Annotated in this window: 24 protein-coding genes; 6 read left to right on the top strand and 18 right to left on the bottom strand. The window is 63.3% G+C overall.

The genetic code is table 11. The features are described from left to right. Positions 1–66 precede the first annotated feature (66 nt). The 3 genes from QQ658_RS10930 to QQ658_RS10920 are packed head-to-tail and all read left to right on the top strand — an operon-like array spanning position 67 to position 2409. Positions 67–840, top strand: a complete 774-nt coding sequence (locus tag QQ658_RS10930) for a hypothetical protein (protein WP_286024882.1) — start codon at positions 67–69, stop codon at positions 838–840. Further along, positions 837–1244 (top strand): carboxymuconolactone decarboxylase family protein, encoded by a 408-nt coding sequence (locus QQ658_RS10925; protein WP_286024881.1) that lies wholly within the window; start codon positions 837–839, stop codon positions 1242–1244. The genes QQ658_RS10930 and QQ658_RS10925 overlap by 4 nt, the downstream gene beginning before the upstream one ends. 28 nt (positions 1245–1272) lie before the next feature. Next, positions 1273–2409: a YbfB/YjiJ family MFS transporter gene (locus QQ658_RS10920; RefSeq protein WP_286024880.1), complete on the top strand. Its 1137-nt coding sequence runs from the start codon at positions 1273–1275 to the stop codon at positions 2407–2409. An 81-nt stretch (positions 2410–2490) separates the two neighbouring features. Here the strand turns inward: QQ658_RS10920 and QQ658_RS10915 are convergent, their stop codons facing one another. The 18 genes from QQ658_RS10915 to dtd all read right to left on the bottom strand — a co-directional run bounded on the left by QQ658_RS10915 (position 2491) and on the right by dtd (position 16145). Continuing rightward, positions 2491–2622, bottom strand: a complete 132-nt coding sequence (locus QQ658_RS10915) for a hypothetical protein (protein ID WP_286024879.1) — start codon at positions 2620–2622, stop codon at positions 2491–2493. A gap of 108 nt (positions 2623–2730) precedes the next feature. Then, positions 2731–3150 (bottom strand): type II toxin-antitoxin system VapC family toxin, encoded by a 420-nt coding sequence (locus tag QQ658_RS10910; protein ID WP_286024878.1) that lies wholly within the window; start codon positions 3148–3150, stop codon positions 2731–2733. Continuing rightward, positions 3147–3380 (bottom strand): FitA-like ribbon-helix-helix domain-containing protein, encoded by a 234-nt coding sequence (locus tag QQ658_RS10905; protein ID WP_286024877.1) that lies wholly within the window; start codon positions 3378–3380, stop codon positions 3147–3149. Before QQ658_RS10905 ends, QQ658_RS10910 begins: the two co-directional genes overlap by 4 nt. Positions 3381–3493: 113 nt before the next feature. Then, a complete protein-coding gene (locus QQ658_RS10900; protein WP_286024876.1) occupies positions 3494–4030 on the bottom strand; it encodes a GNAT family N-acetyltransferase in 537 nt (178 codons plus the stop codon). Positions 4031–4179: 149 nt separating this feature from the next. After that, the gene (locus QQ658_RS15455) at positions 4180–4308 is read right to left on the bottom strand and encodes a HepT-like ribonuclease domain-containing protein (RefSeq protein WP_353057961.1); all 129 of its coding nucleotides are present in this window, start codon (positions 4306–4308) and stop codon (positions 4180–4182) included. Positions 4309–4408: 100 nt separating this feature from the next. Next, positions 4409–5065 carry a hypothetical protein gene (locus tag QQ658_RS10895; protein WP_286024875.1) on the bottom strand — a complete coding sequence of 219 codons (657 nt, stop codon included), beginning with the start codon at positions 5063–5065 and terminating at the stop codon, positions 4409–4411. A 113-nt stretch (positions 5066–5178) separates the two neighbouring features. Then, positions 5179–5916 carry a glycerophosphodiester phosphodiesterase gene (locus tag QQ658_RS10890; protein ID WP_286024874.1) on the bottom strand — a complete coding sequence of 246 codons (738 nt, stop codon included), beginning with the start codon at positions 5914–5916 and terminating at the stop codon, positions 5179–5181. A gap of 57 nt (positions 5917–5973) precedes the next feature. Next, complete coding sequence (locus QQ658_RS10885) at positions 5974–6270, bottom strand: HigA family addiction module antitoxin (RefSeq protein ID WP_286024873.1); 297 nt, start codon at positions 6268–6270, stop codon at positions 5974–5976. A 9-nt stretch (positions 6271–6279) separates the two neighbouring features. Next, positions 6280–6561: a type II toxin-antitoxin system RelE/ParE family toxin gene (locus QQ658_RS10880; RefSeq protein WP_286024872.1), complete on the bottom strand. Its 282-nt coding sequence runs from the start codon at positions 6559–6561 to the stop codon at positions 6280–6282. Positions 6562–6635: 74 nt separating this feature from the next. Further along, positions 6636–7415: a phosphate ABC transporter ATP-binding protein PstB gene (gene pstB, locus QQ658_RS10875; RefSeq protein ID WP_286024871.1), complete on the bottom strand. Its 780-nt coding sequence runs from the start codon at positions 7413–7415 to the stop codon at positions 6636–6638. A gap of 85 nt (positions 7416–7500) precedes the next feature. Continuing rightward, on the bottom strand, positions 7501–8622 hold the full coding sequence (gene pstA, locus QQ658_RS10870) for a phosphate ABC transporter permease PstA (protein WP_286024870.1): 1122 nt from the start codon (positions 8620–8622) through the stop codon (positions 7501–7503). Next, the gene (pstC, locus tag QQ658_RS10865; protein ID WP_286024869.1) at positions 8619–9617 is read right to left on the bottom strand and encodes a phosphate ABC transporter permease subunit PstC; all 999 of its coding nucleotides are present in this window, start codon (positions 9615–9617) and stop codon (positions 8619–8621) included. The genes pstA and pstC overlap by 4 nt, the downstream gene beginning before the upstream one ends. 129 nt (positions 9618–9746) lie before the next feature. Further along, positions 9747–10844 (bottom strand): phosphate ABC transporter substrate-binding protein PstS, encoded by a 1098-nt coding sequence (gene pstS / locus QQ658_RS10860; protein ID WP_286024868.1) that lies wholly within the window; start codon positions 10842–10844, stop codon positions 9747–9749. Positions 10845–11120: 276 nt separating this feature from the next. Beyond that, positions 11121–11984: an NUDIX hydrolase gene (locus QQ658_RS10855; protein ID WP_286024867.1), complete on the bottom strand. Its 864-nt coding sequence runs from the start codon at positions 11982–11984 to the stop codon at positions 11121–11123. Positions 11985–11995: 11 nt separating this feature from the next. Beyond that, positions 11996–14092: an RNA degradosome polyphosphate kinase gene (locus QQ658_RS10850; protein WP_286024866.1), complete on the bottom strand. Its 2097-nt coding sequence runs from the start codon at positions 14090–14092 to the stop codon at positions 11996–11998. Further along, on the bottom strand, positions 14092–14985 hold the full coding sequence (gene mshD / locus QQ658_RS10845) for a mycothiol synthase (protein ID WP_286024865.1): 894 nt from the start codon (positions 14983–14985) through the stop codon (positions 14092–14094). The genes QQ658_RS10850 and mshD overlap by 1 nt, the downstream gene beginning before the upstream one ends. Beyond that, a complete protein-coding gene (locus QQ658_RS10840; RefSeq protein WP_502928963.1) occupies positions 14982–15656 on the bottom strand; it encodes a winged helix-turn-helix domain-containing protein in 675 nt (224 codons plus the stop codon). The genes mshD and QQ658_RS10840 overlap by 4 nt, the downstream gene beginning before the upstream one ends. A 42-nt stretch (positions 15657–15698) precedes the next feature. After that, the gene (gene dtd / locus QQ658_RS10835; RefSeq protein ID WP_286024863.1) at positions 15699–16145 is read right to left on the bottom strand and encodes a D-aminoacyl-tRNA deacylase; all 447 of its coding nucleotides are present in this window, start codon (positions 16143–16145) and stop codon (positions 15699–15701) included. Positions 16146–16323: 178 nt separating this feature from the next. Here dtd and QQ658_RS10830 point away from each other — a divergent pair, with 178 nt between their 5' ends. From QQ658_RS10830 to ygfZ, 3 genes are read left to right on the top strand one after another with little or no spacing between them, the layout of a single operon-like run. Continuing rightward, the gene (locus QQ658_RS10830) at positions 16324–16503 is read left to right on the top strand and encodes a hypothetical protein (RefSeq protein ID WP_286024862.1); all 180 of its coding nucleotides are present in this window, start codon (positions 16324–16326) and stop codon (positions 16501–16503) included. Positions 16504–16519: 16 nt separating this feature from the next. Next, complete coding sequence (locus QQ658_RS10825; protein ID WP_502928962.1) at positions 16520–16978, top strand: heme-binding beta-barrel domain-containing protein; 459 nt, start codon at positions 16520–16522, stop codon at positions 16976–16978. Further along, positions 16975–17907 (top strand): CAF17-like 4Fe-4S cluster assembly/insertion protein YgfZ, encoded by a 933-nt coding sequence (ygfZ, locus tag QQ658_RS10820; protein WP_286024860.1) that lies wholly within the window; start codon positions 16975–16977, stop codon positions 17905–17907. The genes QQ658_RS10825 and ygfZ overlap by 4 nt, the downstream gene beginning before the upstream one ends. The last annotated feature ends 292 nt before the right edge of the window (positions 17908–18199 follow it).

The following is an 18199-nucleotide window of genomic DNA, read 5'->3' as shown; positions in this document are numbered from 1 at the left end:
GCCGCCGCTTCACCGGCCACCGTCAACGAAGACGGCACGACCACACTGACATTGGAGCGACAAGACGTGCTCGAACCCCGGATCAGCACCGACGGCGTCGAGAGCACCGCGCAGTACCAGCAACGGGCCATCGCCTATCTGCAGCGCGATATCACCGAGACCCGACGGGGCAACAAGCGCGGCGCCTTCAAAGCGGCACTGGACGTGCTGCGCGACATCCGCAACGAAGTCCGCCAGGCCGTCCAAGAAGGCACCATCACGGACTGGTCCTTCCGCGAGGAACTCAGCTCGTTCTACACACCGTTCAACTCCTTCGTCTCCATCGGCCCGCCGCTCTATCGGGTCGAGCAGCTCGCCGCGGCGATGCGGGCAGGAACGGTCACCCTGTTGCCGCCGGATCCGTTCATCAGCCCCGACGCGGACATGCGCACCGTCACCGTCACAGGCCGCTACTTCCCAACCGAGCCCATCTCCGTCGAGGCGGTCGTCGAAGCTCGCCAACCCCGGGTCGACGCGCTCGGCACCGCCGACGAGCTCCTGCAGAATCTGCTCAACGCGGGCCTGGTCGGCGTGCACCGGTTCGATGACAACTTCACCAGTTCCGGTGCCGTTGCCGTGAACCCGCGCGACTTCCGCGTCCTCGACCCGCACGGGCAAGCCGATGACCGCGTGCTCCTCTACGGAGTGCCCTCGGAAGGCCTGCACTGGGGCACCGCGGCCACGATCCGGCCCTTCGTCAACTCCGTGATCTTCCAGGACGCGAACTCCATCGCCCATACGATGCTCACAGACGACAGCGACAGCCCGGCGACGACTCACCACGAAGGGAGCCAGCCATGACCAACGCAGAACGACCCGACGCCGACGCGATCCGGCGACAGGTACTCGGCAACAACTACGTCAACACGACCCTGAAAGGCTGGGCTCCTGCCGAGCCCGTGCTCGAACTGCTCGAGAACACCCCGTGGGGGTTCCTCTGGCCCCGAGACGAGCTGACCCTGCGCGAACGCAGCCTGATCACCGTGGGCATCCTCGCCGCTCTCGACCGCACACACGAGCTGCGCACACATATCCGCGGCGCCCGCCGCAACGGCTGCACGTTCGAAGAGATCGTCGAGGCGATCCTCCACGCCGGGGTCTACTCCGGCATGCCCGCCGCCGTCGAAGGCGCGAAAGTCGCCCAAGCGATCGCGCAAGAAGAGCAACAAGAAGCAGACCCCGGCGACGCGACCGCGCGCGACTAACCCCGACGCAGGGAACGAATCTCACGTCATGGTCAACGGTCGCGCGCGCGTGCTCACGGCACAGGTGACCGCCGGATTCGCCGTGGCGATGGGCATCGGCAGGTTCGTCTACACCCCGATCCTGCCCATCATGGCCACCGCCCTCGCGCTGCCGGCGGCCTGGACCTCGTGGATCGCGGCGGCGAACTACCTCGGGTACCTCATCGGAGCACTCCTGCTCTCCCGCTACCCGGCCTGGATCAGCACCACGCTCCTGCGGACCTCGCTGGTCCTAGTCGTCGCCACACTCGCGGTCATGCCCTGGTCCGAGGGGCTGATCTGGTTCTGCGCGACTCGGCTGCTCTCCGGGCTCGCCTCGGCCTTCGTCTTCGTCTGCCTCTCGCACAGCGCGATCGACATCGGCCGCAAGGGCGGGGAGCCGGGTCTGGCCTACGGCGGAGTGGGAGTCGGTATCTGTCTCTCCGGCCTGCTTGTCCTCGGCCTCGGCACCCTCACCTGGGACGCGCTGTGGTACGTCTCGGCAGGCCTGGCTGCCGTGCTCACCGTGCCGGCCTGCGCCATCCGCCTGCCCACTGTAGAGCCAGCCCCAGCCTCGGGCGCCGGCTCTGCTGTGCCCGAGCAGCTGCCCGGCCGAGCGGGTGTGCGAAGCCGTCGGGCGTTGATGGTCACCTACTTCCTCGAAGGGGTCGGCTACATCATCGTCGGCACCTACCTCGTGGCCGTCGTGCAGGAGACCACGACCACGGAGATCGCCACCAGTGTGTGGGTCGTCGCCGGAGTTGCTGCGATCGTCTCACCAGCGATCTGGCGACGCCTCCGCCTTCGTGCGAGCGCCCGTATGACCTTCGCCGCCGCGTATACCATCCAGCTCGGGGCCGCGCTGTTGCCGCTGATCTCCGGCAGCGCCGCCGCGGCCTTCGTTGCTGCCGCCCTGTTCGGGGCGACGTTCATGGGTATCACGCAACTCTCGATCAGCGAGGCCCACGAACTACGCATCAAGAGCGCTCCCGCCCGCCTTACCGCGGTCTACGGCCTTGGGCAGATCCTCGGCCCGATCCTCGTCGCACCGGTGATCGGAAACGGGTACAGCAACGCGTTCATCCTCGCCACCGCACTCCTCATCGGATGCGTCCTCGGATCCCTGCTGCTCCCCGCAAAGCGGTAGCGCCGGCGCCGGTGGCCTGCATCTGGTCGCCCGTGGTCGACGATGGTGCCGGTGCTCCGACATCCCGGCCCTCGGTGGTGTTCAGGCGTGGAAGGAGTGCATGTCGAGGAGCCACTGCTGGGCCTGCTCGACGCTCGGCACAAAGCCGATGCCGGCCCGGTGGCAGCGGAAAGCGCCCGTTCTCCACCGATTTTTCCACCATTTGCTCGTCATTTCCCCCAGCCTTTCTCGCCACTTTCGCCCTTTCGCTGAACAGCGCGTTGGGTATGACTTTGGAGGATTCGGCGTGGGCTGGGCTGGTATAACGGTGGTGCTGAGCTCCTACCCAAGCCAAGGGTTGACCAGATCTACTCCGGTCTGGGCAAAGTCTTTCGTGTTGCGTGTCGCGCATATCGCGCGGTGTGTCCTGCAGATGGCCGCGATCTGGGCGTCAGCCGTGCTGATCGGCATCCCCGCTTGTTCGCGGGCGAACAACACGTCGGCGTAGTGCGTAGCGGCGTCATCATCGAATGCCAAGATGGCCGATGTGTCGCGATACGGGCCCACTGCAAGGTCAATTGTCATGTGCAGCTGGAATCTACGTTGTCCATCGGGCAACCGCCGCACTCCGGCGAGTAGTTCGCCGAGTGTGATGGCGGTGATTGCGACCTCGCCTACCAGCGTCTCCATCCAGGAGACAACGCGAGCATCTGGCCGTGACTTGATCGTCTCAGATATGACGTTCGTGTCGAGGACGATCATTCGAACTCCACTGCACGCGCTGTGTCCGTTCTTTCGGGCACAGCGAGGTCGTCGATGCCGCCGATCTGCTGAGCGGCATGCATGAGGGCCAGGCCGATGTGCGGGGGATTCACACCCTTAGCCAGGATGTCGCGCGCCTCTGCTTCCATGGAACGCCCGTGGCGCTTGGCTTGATTAGCGAGTTGTTCTTTCACGGATTCGTCGAGTCCGCGCACGATGATGGACGACATCTGATGCCTCCGTTAGCCTTGTATTGATATCACGAATGCTAGCATCCTGGGTCAAGCGCTCCGCTGGAGTCACTGTGTCCATAGGCAAGGCAGGTGTGGACGACCCCGGCGTGCTATTCCATGGCCGCCTTGATTTGGTTTTGGGTAAGAGCGCGGTCGGCGTAGATCAAGCGGATCGCGGCCGGATCGGGGTTTCCCGCGTCGGGGCCGCGGTGTTGCAGCGCGAGTCCCACCTTTTCGGCGACGTGGGCCGAGGCGAGATTGTGCTCCAGCAGGTAGGCGACCACGGGTAGCGCGGGATTTATCCGGTGCGCCTGGCTTATCGCGTGTTTAGCCACACGGGTTGCGATTCCTCGGCCTTGCGCTTCGATGCCCAGCCGGTAGCCGAGATTCCAGAATGCGTCATGCTTCACCCAACAGCCCACGTTGCCCATGACCTGATTCGTCCTCGCATCGCGGACTATCCAGGACGAGAGTCCGTCTTCTTCCCAGCCAGCGATCCAGGCTTGCACCATGCTTTCGGTCGTCTGAAGCCGCTCGTGGCGTCCTGAGGGCAGATGCGTCCATACTCTCGGATCGCTGTAGATCGTGTGAATAGCCGCTACGTCGTCGAGCGTCGGCCTGTCGAGATGGAGATCGTCCATGTGCATGTACCTCAGCCTCGCAGACATCCTCCGGATGATCCACAGCCCGTCCTGCTGCAGGGCATGCATGCCGAGACGTTTCGACTGGACGCGGGCGGCCATTAGGACTTTCATGTGGGACGTGGAGGTACGTCGTGGAGTGTTGCTGTCGGGGATCAGATCAGCTTGCGCGAAACCTGCCGAATGTACTCACCGTAGTCACGCAGCGCAAGTGGGACGGCGGCGGCCACTTGGGCAAGGTCGATATCGGTGTATTGATGAACCAGTATGTTGCGCAGCCCGATGAGGGCTCGAGAGCCGCTGCCAGTTCGGTAGTGATGAAGTCGGCCTTCGCGATGAGATCGAATCCTTGGCGATAATCCTCGGGAGGCTCCTTGCGAGCAGCTATCGGCTCGTGCATGAAACCGCTTCCAGGTGGGAGGCGTCGGACTTGTTTCGAGACGTTGAGTCCATCCAAATCGTCAAGCTTGCCTGGTCACCGTGCCAGGAGAGATCCCAGTTGCCTTCGTCCAGAGGATTTGCTCCCGGATCATCGGACGACCAGCCGGAGTCCGTTCGCTCTAGCAAGGCGAATGCCGAGGACGCGACATACACGCGGCCGCTGGCTCCCAGCAGTCCCTCGTTCATAGACAGGATCACTCGGCAGCCTTCGGGGCCTACGGGGGTCAAGACTCGATAGTGGGTTGCGAACACCGCCATCAGGAAGACTGCCAGTGCGATGAAAGCGAACATGAGCACGCTGTACAGAGTGACGAGCACGAACTTTGCGTGTGCCAGCTTGCGCCGTGCTTTGGTCTCTGGCCACGGAGGGGGATCCGTGAACGCACACCAGGTCCAGCAAGCCAAGCCGAGACCGCATCCGATAGCGACAAGATGATGGGGTGTGACGACTACCCGCCCGAGCAAGTATGCGGAGTCTGCATTCAAAAGCTGTTTGCTGAACCGCTCTGAAGCAATCAAAAAGATAAGCAGCGGAGACATGAGAAGCAATCCGATCCACCACATGACACGCCTTTTGGTGAGAAATGACTGCTTCTTCATGGGGTAGATCGTCGCACGGACGCCTCAGCGGTCGTCGTCGACTCTATGAATCGCGACCCTGGTAGGGGTGCCGGAAATGACGTTCGGACGAGCGTCCGACCTAGCGGTCATGCCTATCGACCAAAGTGAGTACTTTCGTCGCGGACTTTGACGGCGGAGGCCGGGCTATTGGTGATGATTCCGTCGATGCCCTGGGCGATCAAGTCACGCCAGACCTGCGGGTCGTCCACTGTCCAGGCGCGTACCGGGATGCCTACCTGCTGATAGCGGAAGACTTCCCCGCCGGGTTCGAGGAGTTGGGTGAAATGTGGGTGGGCTTGCGGAATGCCGACCGCTTTCAGATAGGTCCACGGCTCGAGCATCCCGTCGGGATAGAGCGCGGCGACCTGGATCGACGCGTCGAGTTGCTGGATCTCGCGGAGTAGCCGGTGATCGAAACTGCTGATCACGATTCGTTCTGCCATGCCCGAGGCGGCAATGTGCTGCAGCACGTTGCGGGCATAACCGGGGTAGACCGGCGGTAGGTTCTTGAGCTCGACGTTCAGCAGCCGGTCGGTGGGCGCGAACAGCTCGAAGACTTCGTCCAATCGTGGGATGCGTGCCACGCCGGTACTGGCATCACCCACATCGAGCTTGCGCAGATCGGCGTAGCTCGTCTCGGCAATGACCTTCTTCTCACCGCCGGGGCCTTCCAAGGTTCCGTCATGCGCGCAGACCAGGACGCCGTCCGAGGACTGGTGGACATCGAACTCCAGCCCGTCGGCTCCGTCTTCGATGGCCGCTTCGAACGCCTCCAACGTGTTCGACGCGGTGATCTTCTCAGACCTGGCGTGCGCCCAGATCAAAGTCATGAGCCCTCCTTGCGATTCAGTATGAGACCAAGCCGAGCCGTTCGACGACAGATCAGCTCATGCTGCTTGCAGCGGAGTGATGGCATCGATTTCTTCGCGAGCGCGATCCTTGGCGAGCTCCAGGTCATGGTGCGTCTGCAGATTGAGCCATATTTGCGCAGTGGTGCCGAAATAGCGGCCCAGCCGCAACGCGGTGTCAGCCGTGATCCGGCGCTTTCCGTGGACGATCTCGTTGATACGCCGTGGCGGCACACCGATGGAGACCGCCAGTCTGTTCTGAGTGATACCGAGAGGTTCCATGAACTCCTCTTGGAGTATTTCTCCAGGATGCACAGGAGCCATTTTCTCAGTCATGTCATCCTCCTAGTGGTAGTCCGTGATTTCGACTTCAGTGGGTCCTGCCTTGGTCCATGTAAAACAGATCCGCCATTTCTTGTTGATACGGATGCTGTGTTGTCCTGTGCGATCTCCATGAAGGGCTTCGAGGTGGTTGCCCGGCGGGATCCTGAGATCCTGCAATGTGTCGGCGGCATCGAGTAGCCACAGCTTGATCAGTGCGTTGCGTTGGATTTGCGGATCCAGTGTTCGAACGGTCTCGCGCATGAACAGCCGTTCGGTCTGCTTGTCAGCGAACGATCTGATCACAACCAGCAGCCTATAACGTGATACGTCATAGGCGCAATGTCTTGGTCCTCAAGGCTCACTACTTGCTGCGCAAGTTACCCGAACTGGCCGGTGATGTAGCGCTCGGTGTCGGGCAGCGAGGGGTTGGTGAAGATCTTCTCGGTGTAGTCGAACTCGATCAGGTGACCGGGCTTGCCGGTGCCCTCGATGTTGAAGAAGCCGGTCTTGTCGGACACCCGTGAGGCCTGCTGCATGTTGTGGGTGACGATGACGACCGTGAAATTCTCCTTGAGCTCTTGAATCAGGTCCTCGATGGCCAGCGTCGAGATCGGGTCCAGCGCCGAGCAGGGCTCGTCCATCAACAGCACCTCGGGCTCGATAGCGATCGCCCGGGCGATGCACAGCCGCTGCTGCTGGCCGCCCGACAAACCGTTGCCGGGAGCATCCAGCCGGTCCTTGACCTCGTTCCACAGATTGGACCCACGCAGCGAACGCTCGACGACCTCGTCCTGTTGGGACTTGGGCATCTTGCGGTTGTTCAGCTTGATGCCGGCGAGCACATTGTCGCGGATGCTCATGGTGGGGAAGGGGTTGGGCTGCTGAAAGACCATGCCGATCTGTTGGCGCACCCGCACCGGATCGACATTGGACGCGTAGATGTCCTGCTCGTCGAGCAGCACCTGGCCCTCGACCCGGCCACCCGGAGTGAGCTCCAGCATCCGGTCGAGACTGCGCAGCACCGTCGACTTGCCGCAGCCGGACGGCCCGATGAACGCGGTCACCGAGCGCGGTTCGACCACCATGCTGACCCCCTGCACGGCAAGGAAACTGCCGTAGTAGATGTCGAGGTCTTTCAACTCCATACGCTTGGCCATGAGTGGGATTTCTGCTTTCTGTTTCAGGTGTGCGTCCAGCCGGTTTCGGCAATCGCGCAGCGTGCTGCGCGGAGGTAAATACAGCTCAACGATTGAGTTTGGGGGCGAACTTCTTGGCGACGATGCGTCCGACGATGTTCAACGCCATCACGATGAGTACCAGCACCAGCGCGCCCGTCCAGGCCCTGTCGAAGAAGGCATCTTGGGGTTTGCCGGGCCTGGTGTATTCGTAATAGACGAACACCGGCAGCGAGGTCATCGGATTCACATCGTTCGCTCCGCCACCGGGCAGCGGGTTGGTGACCAGTGAATCGGTGAAGCCCATGGTGACCAGGAGTGGGGCGGTCTCGCCGATCACCCGGGCGATCGCCAGGATGACGCCGGATACGATGCCCGAGATGGACGTCGGCAGCACGACCTTGAGGATTGTCCGCCAGCGGGTCACCCCCAGCGCATAGGAGGCCTCGCGCAGCGAGTTCGGCACCAGCCGGATGATCTCTTCCGAGCTTCGCACCACATAGGGGATCATCAGCACCGACAGCGCAACGGCACCCGCCAAGCCCGATTTCGAGCCGGGGGAGAACAACACCGCGAACAGGCCGTAGGCGAACAACCCGGCCACGATCGACGGGATACCGGTCATCACATCGACTAGGAAGGTGATGGTTCTCTTCACCCAACCCTTGCCGTACTCGACCAGGTAGATCGCGGTCAGCAGACCGACCGGCACCGACACCACGGTGGCGATTCCGGTGACGATCAGCGTTCCGGTGATGGCATGCGAGGCCCCGCCACCGTCGCCCACGATGTTGCGTTTCGACATGGTGAAGTAGTCGAGGTCGAAACGCGCCAGGCCACGCGAGGTGACCTCGACCAGCAGTGACACCAGCGGAATCAGGGCCAGCACGAAGGCGCCGAAGATGATGTAGCGGGCTAGCCGGTTGGCGGCCCGGCGCCTGCCCTCGACTGCGAACGAGAGCGCATAGATGCAGACCAGGAAGATCACCACACCCAATACGAGCGCACCCGCGAGATTGAACGAGCCCATCAGCGCGAGCACTGCGGCGCTGACGCAGACGGCGATCACGAACAGGCCGACATCGGTGAACTTTGGCAGCTGACCCGCGGTCAGCACGGTCTCGGCCGAGCTGAAGCTGTGTGAAGACTCGGTCGGACGACCTGTCTGCTCGGTGACGGTGCCGCTCACTTCGACTCCTTACCCGCGCGCCTGCTTTCGCGTCCGGCTCTGCCGAATGCCGGACGCCCGGTGATGGCTCGTCCGGCCATGTTCACCAGGAAGGTGATGACGAACAGCACCAGCCCGGTCGCGATCAGCTGAGGAACGGCGAAGCTGTCGGCCTCGGGGAAGCTCAGGGCAATGTTCGCCGCGATGGTGTTCGGATTCTCCGAGGTCAGCAGATCGAAGCTGATCGCGCGTCCACCCGACAGCACCATGGCGACGGCCATCGTTTCGCCCAGTGCGCGTCCGAGCCCCAGCATGGACGCGGAGACGATGCCCGATTTGCCGAACGGCAACACCACCTGCTTGATCATCTCCCAGCGCGTCGCGCCCAATGCCAGCGACGCCTCTTCTTGCAGCTTGGGAGTGCGCAGGAAGACCTCGCGGGTCAACGACGTGATGATCGGCAAGATCATGATGGCCAATACCAGCGCCGCGGTCAGCATGGTGCGTCCGGTGCCCGACGCCGTACCGCTGAAAATCGGGATCCAGCCCAAGTGAGTGTTGAGCCACTGATAGATCGGCACGAGCATCGGCGCCAAGGTGTTGATTCCCCACAGCCCGAAAACGACCGAAGGCACCGCAGCCAACAGATCGATCACGAACGCGATCGGAGTGCTCAGCCTCTTGGGCGCATAATGTGAAATGTAAAGGGCGATACCGACAGCTATCGGCACGGCGATCAGCAGCGCGAGAAAACTCGCCCAAATCGTGCCGAAAAGATAGGGAGCGACATAACTCCAGGTATTGCCGTAATGCTGATAGCGCTCATCGCCGAGAAAAGCCGGCATCGCCTGCACGATCAAGAAGAGCGCAACCGCCGCGAGAATGGCCAGAATAAGGCCACCCGAGCCGACGGAAATACTCTTGAATACGGAATCCCCGACATGGCCGCGATCGGACGTGAGCGATTGCTCCGGTTCCTGGTCGCCGGGGGTGGCTACTGGGCTTTCAACTGTCATGAATTCTCCGGACGCCTGTCGGAATGGTGATATCACCAAGAACGTCCCCGGATGCACCTCTCGCCGAACGGCGGTAGGCCGACGGCGAGCGGTGCACGTGGGGCGCTCGTTTGAATGAAGAGTAGCTGGTCACTTGATGGACGCGGCGGCTTCCTGAACTCCGGCCGCGAGCTCGCCCGACAGCGGGGCGTTGCCTGCCTGCGGGATGGCGTCTTGTTGGCCCTGATCCGAAACCACGTAGCCGATGTAGGCGTTCACCAGTTCGCCGACCGACGCATCCGCATACTCCTGGCAGGCGATCGCATACGAGACCAGCACGAACGGGTAGCCGGCCGCGGTGCGGTCGAGTTCGAGCGCCCAGTCGTTGTCTTCGCGGCCGGCGACCTTGGCCGACGCTTCGATGATGGCCGCCGCCGCATCGGCTTCCGGCCCGACGAAATCGGACGAACCGTCTTGGCTGTAGAGCGCCACGCTCATGCCTTCGGAAAGACCCGATTCGTCGGCGTAGCCGATGGTGCCCGAACCATTCTGCACGGCAGCGACGACGCCGGAGGTGCCCTGCGCTGCCTCACCGGCCAGCGATGCCGGCCAGTCGCCGGACGCCTCGTCCGTCCACACGTCGGGGGCGACCTGCGCCAGGGTGGCGGTGAAGTTCTCGGTGGTGCCCGAGTTGTCCGACCGGTGCACCGGGGTGATCGCCAGGTCGGGCAGCGAGACGCCCGAGTTCAGTGCGGCAATGGCCGGATCGTTCCAGTTGCTGATCTCGCCGCGGAAGATCTTCGCGATCACGTCGGCGTCCAGGTGCAGCTCGTCGATGCCTTCGAGGTTGAAGGTGATCGCGATGGGCGACACATAGATCGGCAGGTTCAGCGGCGTGCTGCCGGCGGCGCAGCTCGCGAACGTGCCGCTCATCTCGTCGTCATTCAGCGCGCGGTCGGAGCCGGCGAATGCGGCGCCGCCATCGGCGAATGCGGTGCGTCCGGCACCGGAGCCGTCGGGGGAGTAGTTGACCGTGACGCCCGGATTGGCGGACTGGAAGTTCGCTCGCCACACCTCTTGGGCGGCCTTCGCGGAGCTGGCGCCGGTGCCCTGCAAGGTGCCGGACAGGTTGCTTGCGGCACCGGAGCTGTCCGTCGAAGTGGGGGTATCAGTCTCATTGGTGGCGCAAGCCGACAGCGCCAGAGCGGCTACGGCGGCCAGAGCGGCACCCGCACGCACAGTCTTCACAGTGATTCCCTTCGGGGTTCGTCATCGCGACAGGTTCCTGACCTGCGCAAGATCGCTTCGGCCGGTTGGCCGCAGCACACGATCTTCGCTTCACAAGCTAGGCCGCGTCCGTAACCAGTAATCCATGCCCCGGTGAACAGCAGGTGAACGGATGATTGACTTGGTGTCCGGACTGGGGTGGCCATGTGGGTTGTGCCGTGCAGAAGGGTAGCCGAGTCGGAGCGGGCAGCTATGTGGGTAGCGAAATGGGCGGGGCCAAGGCAGTGGGGGCCCTGGTCACAGTTTCGGCGGAATGTACAGCGTCTGGCCGTCTCCGGCGCCGGGGTACAGAATCGCCACCTCGCCCGGCCTCAGCACGTGGTCGGGAACCACATTGAAGTAGTTGAACATTGCGGGCAGCACCGGCCGGTGCCCGCAGACCGCCAGCGGCGTCGCAGCATCACGTGATCGCTTGGCGAGCTCGGCCATCGCCTTGGTCACTCGTTTGGGATGCCGCTCGGCCGATTCTTCACTGAGCGCCGGATAGCCCTTGATCTCGGCTCCGATCTTTGCCGCATACGGCGACAGCGTGGCCATGCACCGGGTCGAATCCGAGCTGGCGAGCTCGCCCACACCGAACGCCGCCAGCAGGTTGGCCAGTGCTTTCGCCTGCCGCCTGCCGCGTTCGGTCAGTCTGCGGTCGGCATCGTCTCCCTGCCACTTCTTGCGGCTCATCGCCTTGGTATGGCGGACGATGAACAGCGGCTTGTGCTCGGGGCGGCGCAACGCCTCGACCGTGGTCTTGACGTCGTCGGCGTAGCTGAGTTCGCGGATCGCTTTGGCGGCCGGCCACCATTCGACGAGGTCGGTCTCGTCGTCGTGGTCGAGCACGTCGTCGCTGGCCAGCTCGGCCACCCACCACTGCACGATCTTGACGTGCGAGTTGATGGGGTAGCGGGCCGTGGTGAGCGGACGCAGCAGTCTGATGTGATGCCCGGTCTCTTCGCGGACCTCACGAACCGCGGTGACGGCAAGGTATTCGTCCGAGAGCATCTTGCCCTTGGGCAGGCTCCAGTCCTTGTAGCTGGGACGATGCACGACCAGGACTTCGCGATGGTCCCGGTCGCCGCGCACCACGACCGCGCCACTGGCATTGATCACTCGTGACATCGTCAGTGCCGGCGGGTCGAAACTCGTTCGATCAGATACTCCTGCAAGTCGCGCAGCGGCCCGCCGTCCTCATCGGTGGTGACCGGCGTCCAATCCTGATCGTGCAGCCGCCAGCTGACGGTCTGGTCGTCGAAGGCGAGATCGAACAGCGCGCCGATCTGGGCGATGTGGTCGGGATGGGTGATCGAGACGATCGCCTCCACCCGGCGGTCGAGATTACGGTGCATCAGGTCGGCGCTTCCGATGCCGACCGATGGCTTGCCGCCGTTTTCGAACCAGAACAGCCGGGAATGCTCGAGGAACCTGCCGAGTATCGACCGCACCCGGATATTCTCGCTCAGCCCCGGCACCTCGGGACGCACGGCACAGATGCCGCGCACCCACATGTCGACCGGCACCCCCGCGTTCGAGGCGCGGTACAGGGCATCGAGCACCGCCTCGTCCACAACCGAATTCACCTTGATGCGGATCCGGGCCGGCAGCCCGGCGCGATGATTGGCGATCTCATGATCGATGTTCTCGATCAGACCCGAGCGGATGCCCTGCGGAGCCACCAGCAGTCTGCGGTAGTTCGTCTCGCGGGTCATGCCCGACAGATGGTTGAACAACCGCGCGACATCGTCGGTGACGATGGGGTTGCTGGTCAACAACCCCATGTCTTCGTACATGCGGGCCGTCTTCGGGTTGTAGTTGCCGGTGCCGATATGGGCGTAGCGGCGCAGCCCGTCGGGCTCGTCGCGCACCACCAACATCAGCTTGCAGTGCGTCTTCAACCCGACCATGCCATAAACCACATGGACGCCGTACTTTTCCAGTTTGCGGGCCCAGGCGATATTGGCCTGCTCATCGAAACGCGCCTTGATCTCGACCAGCGCCAGCACCTGCTTGCCGGCCATCGCCGCCTCGATCAGGGCATCGATGATCGGTGAATCGCCGCTGGTGCGATACAGGGTCTGCTTGATCGCCAGCACCTTGGGGTCGGCCGCGGCCTGCTCGACCAGCCGCTGCACACTGGTCGCGAACGAGTCATAGGGGTGATGGACGAGTACGTCCTTCTTGCGCAGCGCCTTGAAGATGTCGGCCGGCTTGCTCGACTCCACACCCATCAACAGATCGGGATGGGTCTTGGGCAGGAAGCCGGGATAGTTCAGGTTCTCGCGGTCGATGCCGCCCAGCGAGAACAACCCGGTCAGGTCGAGCGGGGCCGGAATCTTGAAGACTTCCTTTTCCGAGATGTCCAGCTCGCTGGTCAAAAGATGCAGCATCTCGTCGTCGATGGTCTCCTCGACCTCGAGGCGCACCGGGGAGCGTCCGACCTTGCGGCTGAGCAGCTCTTTCTCGAGAGCGAAGAGCAGGTTCTCGGCGTCGTCCTCTTCGACCTCGACGTCTTCGTTGCGGGTGACGCGGAAGGTCGTGTAGTGCAGGATCTGCATGCCGGAGAAGACTTCGTCCAGGTGCTGGATGATGAGCTTCTCCATCGGGATGAAGCGTCCACTTCCGAGCGGCACGAAGCGGGAGAGAATGCTCGGCAGCTTGATGCGCGCGAACTGCCGTCCGTCGGAGTTCGGGTGGTTCAAAAGCACCGCGAGGTTGATGGAAAGCCCCGAAATGTAGGGGAACGGATGCGAGGAGTCGACCGCCAGCGGGGTGAGCACCGGGAAGATCCGCTCGGTGAACAGCTCATGCATGCGCTGTTGCTCGTCTTCGGTGAGCTCACTCCAGTCGAGGATCCGGATGCCTTCGGACTCCAATGCCGGACGAACGTCTTCGGCGAAGACCCGAGACTGCTCGGTCACCAGTTCGGCGGTGCGGGAGAGAATCATGTCGTGCAGATCGCGCGGCATGATGCCCGCCGGCGACGGCACCGCCACACCGGCATCGATGCGCCGCTTCAGTCCGGCCACCCGCACCATGAAGAACTCGTCGAGATTGGACGAGAAGATCGCCAAGAACTTGGCGCGCTCCAGCAGCGGAACGCGCTTGGCGTCCTTGGCCAGATCGAGGACCCGATTGTTGAATGCCAGCCAACTGAGTTCGCGGTCGGAATAGCGACCGTCGGGAAGATCATCTGTGGCCGATTGCTCCACCTGAAGCGACATCAATCCTCCTCGACATGACCATACGAGACGTCAGTATGGGCGACCTCGAACCCGGCAGACCGATACATCTGTACAACCCTGTCGTTCGCCGCCTCGACATACAGATCGATCACCGATGCGCCCCGGTCACGCATGTGAATGATACCGGCCTCGAGCAGCGCCCTGCCAAGCCCGCGGCCGTTCAGATCGGGGCGCACTCCGATGACATAGACCTCGCCCTCGTTGCCTTCCACCTTCGTCCAGTGGTAGCCGGCGAGTTTGCCGGATGCGGCCTCCCGCGCCACCAGCAGATCGGTATCGAGGTGCCACGGTTCGTGCATCCGGGCCAGGAAGTCGTCGGCGGCAAGGGCGCCCTGCTCGGGATGCTGGGCGAATGCGGCGGCGTTGACCGCAACCAGATCGTCGAGGTCGTCCGGCCGGTAGTGATCGAGGACGAACCCCGCGGGCAGCGGCGTGGGGGTTTGCAGGGTGGAGGTCGCCAGATCGAGGCGCATGATCAGCAAGCCGCGAATCACTTCCAGCCCCAGCGCGGACGCCAGCGCTTGGGCACCCGGAAGGTCGCCGAACGCCCACCAACTGATGGGGTGATCGGCCGAAATGATGCGCTCGGCCAGCGCGCGTCCGATGCCATGGTGGCGGTGATCGGGATCGACCACCAGCTGGACGGAGCGGTCGCGGGTGTCGAGTTGCGCGTAGCCGATCAGTTCTGCCGCGGACTCCTCCAACGACGCCAGCCAGTGGACGACCTCGGCGCTGCCCTGCCCTGCCAAGGCCAGCTGGGCGGCCTCGTTGAGCGGATGGCTGCCGTCGGCGGCCGCGGCCTTATCGGCAAGGGCCGACACGGCGGCGACATCGGCGTCCGGAAGATCTTCGTGGCGGGTAATGCGGGTCATGATTGCCTGTCTACCGCGAATCTGTAGCCGACGTTGCGAACCGTGCCGATGCAGGCGTCATATTCGGGGCCGAGTTTTGCGCGCAGCCGCCTGATGTGCACGTCGACCGTGCGAGTGCCACCGAAATAGTCGTAGCCCCACACTTCGCTGAGCAGTTGCTCACGGGTCAGCACCCGGCCCGGATGCGCGACCAGGTACTTCAGCAATTCGAATTCGGTGTAGGTGAGGTCGAGCTGCACGCCGCCCACCGTCGCGACATAGGCGTCCTCGTCGATGGTCACCGGTCCGGCGCTCAGCACGTTTCCGGACGATGTCGTGGCCATCAGCAATTTGATGCGGGCATCGAATTCGGCGGGGCCGGCATCTTCGAGAATGAAATCCTGGACGCGCCAATCCGCCGAGATCACCGAAAGCCCGCTGGCGGGAACGAGCAGCAGAATGGGCCAGCCCGAGGTAGCGTTCACGAGCAGCTGACAGGTGGCGCGGGCCGCGGCCAGATCTGCGCGGGCATCCACCATGGCGATGGCCGAGCCGGCCGGGATCCTGATCGCCTGGTCACCTCCGAGAACCGGGTGCACGGTGTGGCTGAGTAGGCCGAGAGCGCTGGGGGGAGGAGCAGCGTTCGCCTGGCCGGCGGCCGGGGTGACGAAGACGATCTCGGCCACGCGCATCACTCCCCAAGATTCGAACCGATGAAGCACTTTCAACTGCGACTAGGATACCGAGCCCCAATCGGCCGAGTCGAGCAGGACCGTAACTGGACCGTCGTTGACAAGCTCGACTTTCATGTCTGCGCCGAAGACGCCGGTCGATACTTCTGCCCCCAGATTACGCAGGGCCGCGCAGTAGGCATCGACCAACGGCTCGCTGATGGGCCCGGGGGCGGCCTTGCTCCATGACGGACGCCGGCCCTTGCGGGTATTCGCGTAGAGCGTGAACTGGCTGACCACCAGGATCGGGGCATCGATGTCGCTTGCCGACAACTCGCCGTCCAGGATGCGCAGCTGCCAGGTCTTGGCGGCCATCTTCGACGCGATCTGTTCGCTGTCGTCGTGGGTGACGCCGACCAGCGCCAGCAGGCCGGGCCGGACCAGTTCGCCCGTCACCTCACCGTCGACCAGGACCCTCGCCGAACTCGCTCGTTGTAAAAGCACTCGCATGCCTCAAGTAGTAGCGCACGGTTGCGGCGGAATGTGCGATTGGTTCTTCCCCGCAGAGCGTGCCCGTGTGGTCGGGAGCAATCTGGCGCGCATAGGCGCGTTGGGTTCGGGGGCGTCCCCGAGGGCCCTGGTTTTCGCTCTCGGTAAGGCCACTGACAGATCCAACTACACTTGCGGCGTGGCCCTGTTCACCGTGATCGCGCTTGCCGCTGCAACCATCCTCATCGGGGTTGCGGCGCTCTTCGGATTGGTGCAGGTGTTGTGGAGCGCTGATCGCCTGAGGTCGGCCGACAGGGAAACGAACAAGGTGACTCGAAGAAACGACAGGAGCAGACGTGGCCTTCGAAATCAATCCTGACCTCAACGAGGCCCTGATGCCGCTGGCGTGGCTGATCGGCAGCTGGCAGGGCAATGGGCACGGCACCTGGCCGGGTGTGGGTGATTTCGAGTTCGGCCAGCAGATCGATTTCGCGACCAACCAGAGCCCTTACCTGCACTACCTGTCTCAGACGTGGACGCTGGACGCCGACGGCCAGCCGGACAAGCCGCTGACCATGGAGACCGGGTTCTGGCGTCCGGTCGGTACCGGCGAGGTCGAGGTCGTGCTGAGCAGCCCGGAGGGCTGGTCGGAGGTGTGGGCGGGCTCGGTGACCGGCGCGAAGATCGAACTCACCACCGATGTCGTGATGCGCACCACGACCGCCGAGGTGCCCTACACCGGTGGCCATCGGCTCTATGGCAACGTCGAAGGCGACCTGTTGTGGGCGTTCGACCGGGCGACCACCGATGTCGAGTTGCAGCCGTATATGTGGGCAAGGCTGGCCCGCTCATGACTCGCATCGAAGTCGAAGACGGGCCCGATCGGGGCATGGCCTGGCATTTCGGCGAGCCATTCGCCGAGCAGCGGATGATGGAATCCGGCTTTGGCGTGGTGCGGTTGTCGAACCGGGAAGTGTTCACCATCACCGGCGATGAGCGACTGAAGTGGTTGCATACCTTGGCCTCGCAGGACTTGGAATCTCTGCCGGCAGGTGAAGGACGCGACGTGCTGGTGCTGGAGGCAAACGGGCACATCACTCGCGCCTTCTGCCTGGTGGACGACGGAACCACCGCATGGTGCTGGACCGAGCCCGGGGCACGCGAGGAATTGCTCGGCTGGCTGGCATCGATGAAGTTCTGGACGGCTGTCGACCTGGTGGCCCGCGAAGACTTGCAGGTGTACTGGCTGGGCAGCCAGATCGCGGTGCCGGGGGCGGTTCTTGCCCTGCGGTCCTCGGGTGTTGCTGATGGGGCCGAGGTCGTGCTGCCCGCCGGCTATGAATTTGGTGGTGTCGACGAGGCCGGACTGTGGGCCCATGAGGCGTTACGCATTGACGCAGGCATTCCCCGAATTGGCCTAGACACCGATGGCAAGGCGATCCCGAACGAAATCGGGCTCTTCGGAACAGCACTTGACAAGGGGTGCTATCCGGGCCAGGAGACGGTGGCGCGTATTCAGACCCTAGGTCGTCCGCCGCGCCGGCTGGTGCGATTGCTGTTCGACGGTGAGCTGCCCGATCCTGGTTCCGAGATCACTCTCAATGACCGGGTGATCGGACGAGTCGGCACCGTTGCCCAGCATCACGAGCTCGGCCCGATCGGGTTGGGCCTGGTGAAACGCTCGGTGGATACCGATGTCGATCTGGTGGCGGACGGTATCGCGGCGGCCCAAGAAGCGCTCGTCGATCCCGAAGTGGGGGAGCACTTCCGCCCGAAGTTGTGATTGGCCTCGCAGATACATGAAAAGTGGATTTGCCTCAAGCTTTTCAACGCCAGCAACTCGGGCCTTGAAATGGTGCAATCCTCTGCTTTTCAGCTTATCTATTTGACGTTTAGTTGTAGAAGCTGACGCTGAGCATAGCGTCAAAAATGCCGGGTTAGGGGGTGAGTGGTTGTCCTGGCATGTTCCAGGACAACCACTCAGGTAGAATGGGCGGGAAAAGCTGCCACTTACTGTACTGGGCGGCCCTTTTGGTTTCGAGTGATTTTCACAAGCAAGCAAATGAGGGCGACCA

The sequence above is a fragment of the Propionimicrobium sp. PCR01-08-3 genome, from assembly GCF_030286045.1.
Taxonomy (GTDB): Bacteria; Actinomycetota; Actinomycetes; order Propionibacteriales; family Propionibacteriaceae; genus Brooklawnia.
Note: the sequence above shows the minus strand (reverse complement) of the source record. Positions and strands in the feature narration are given on the sequence as shown.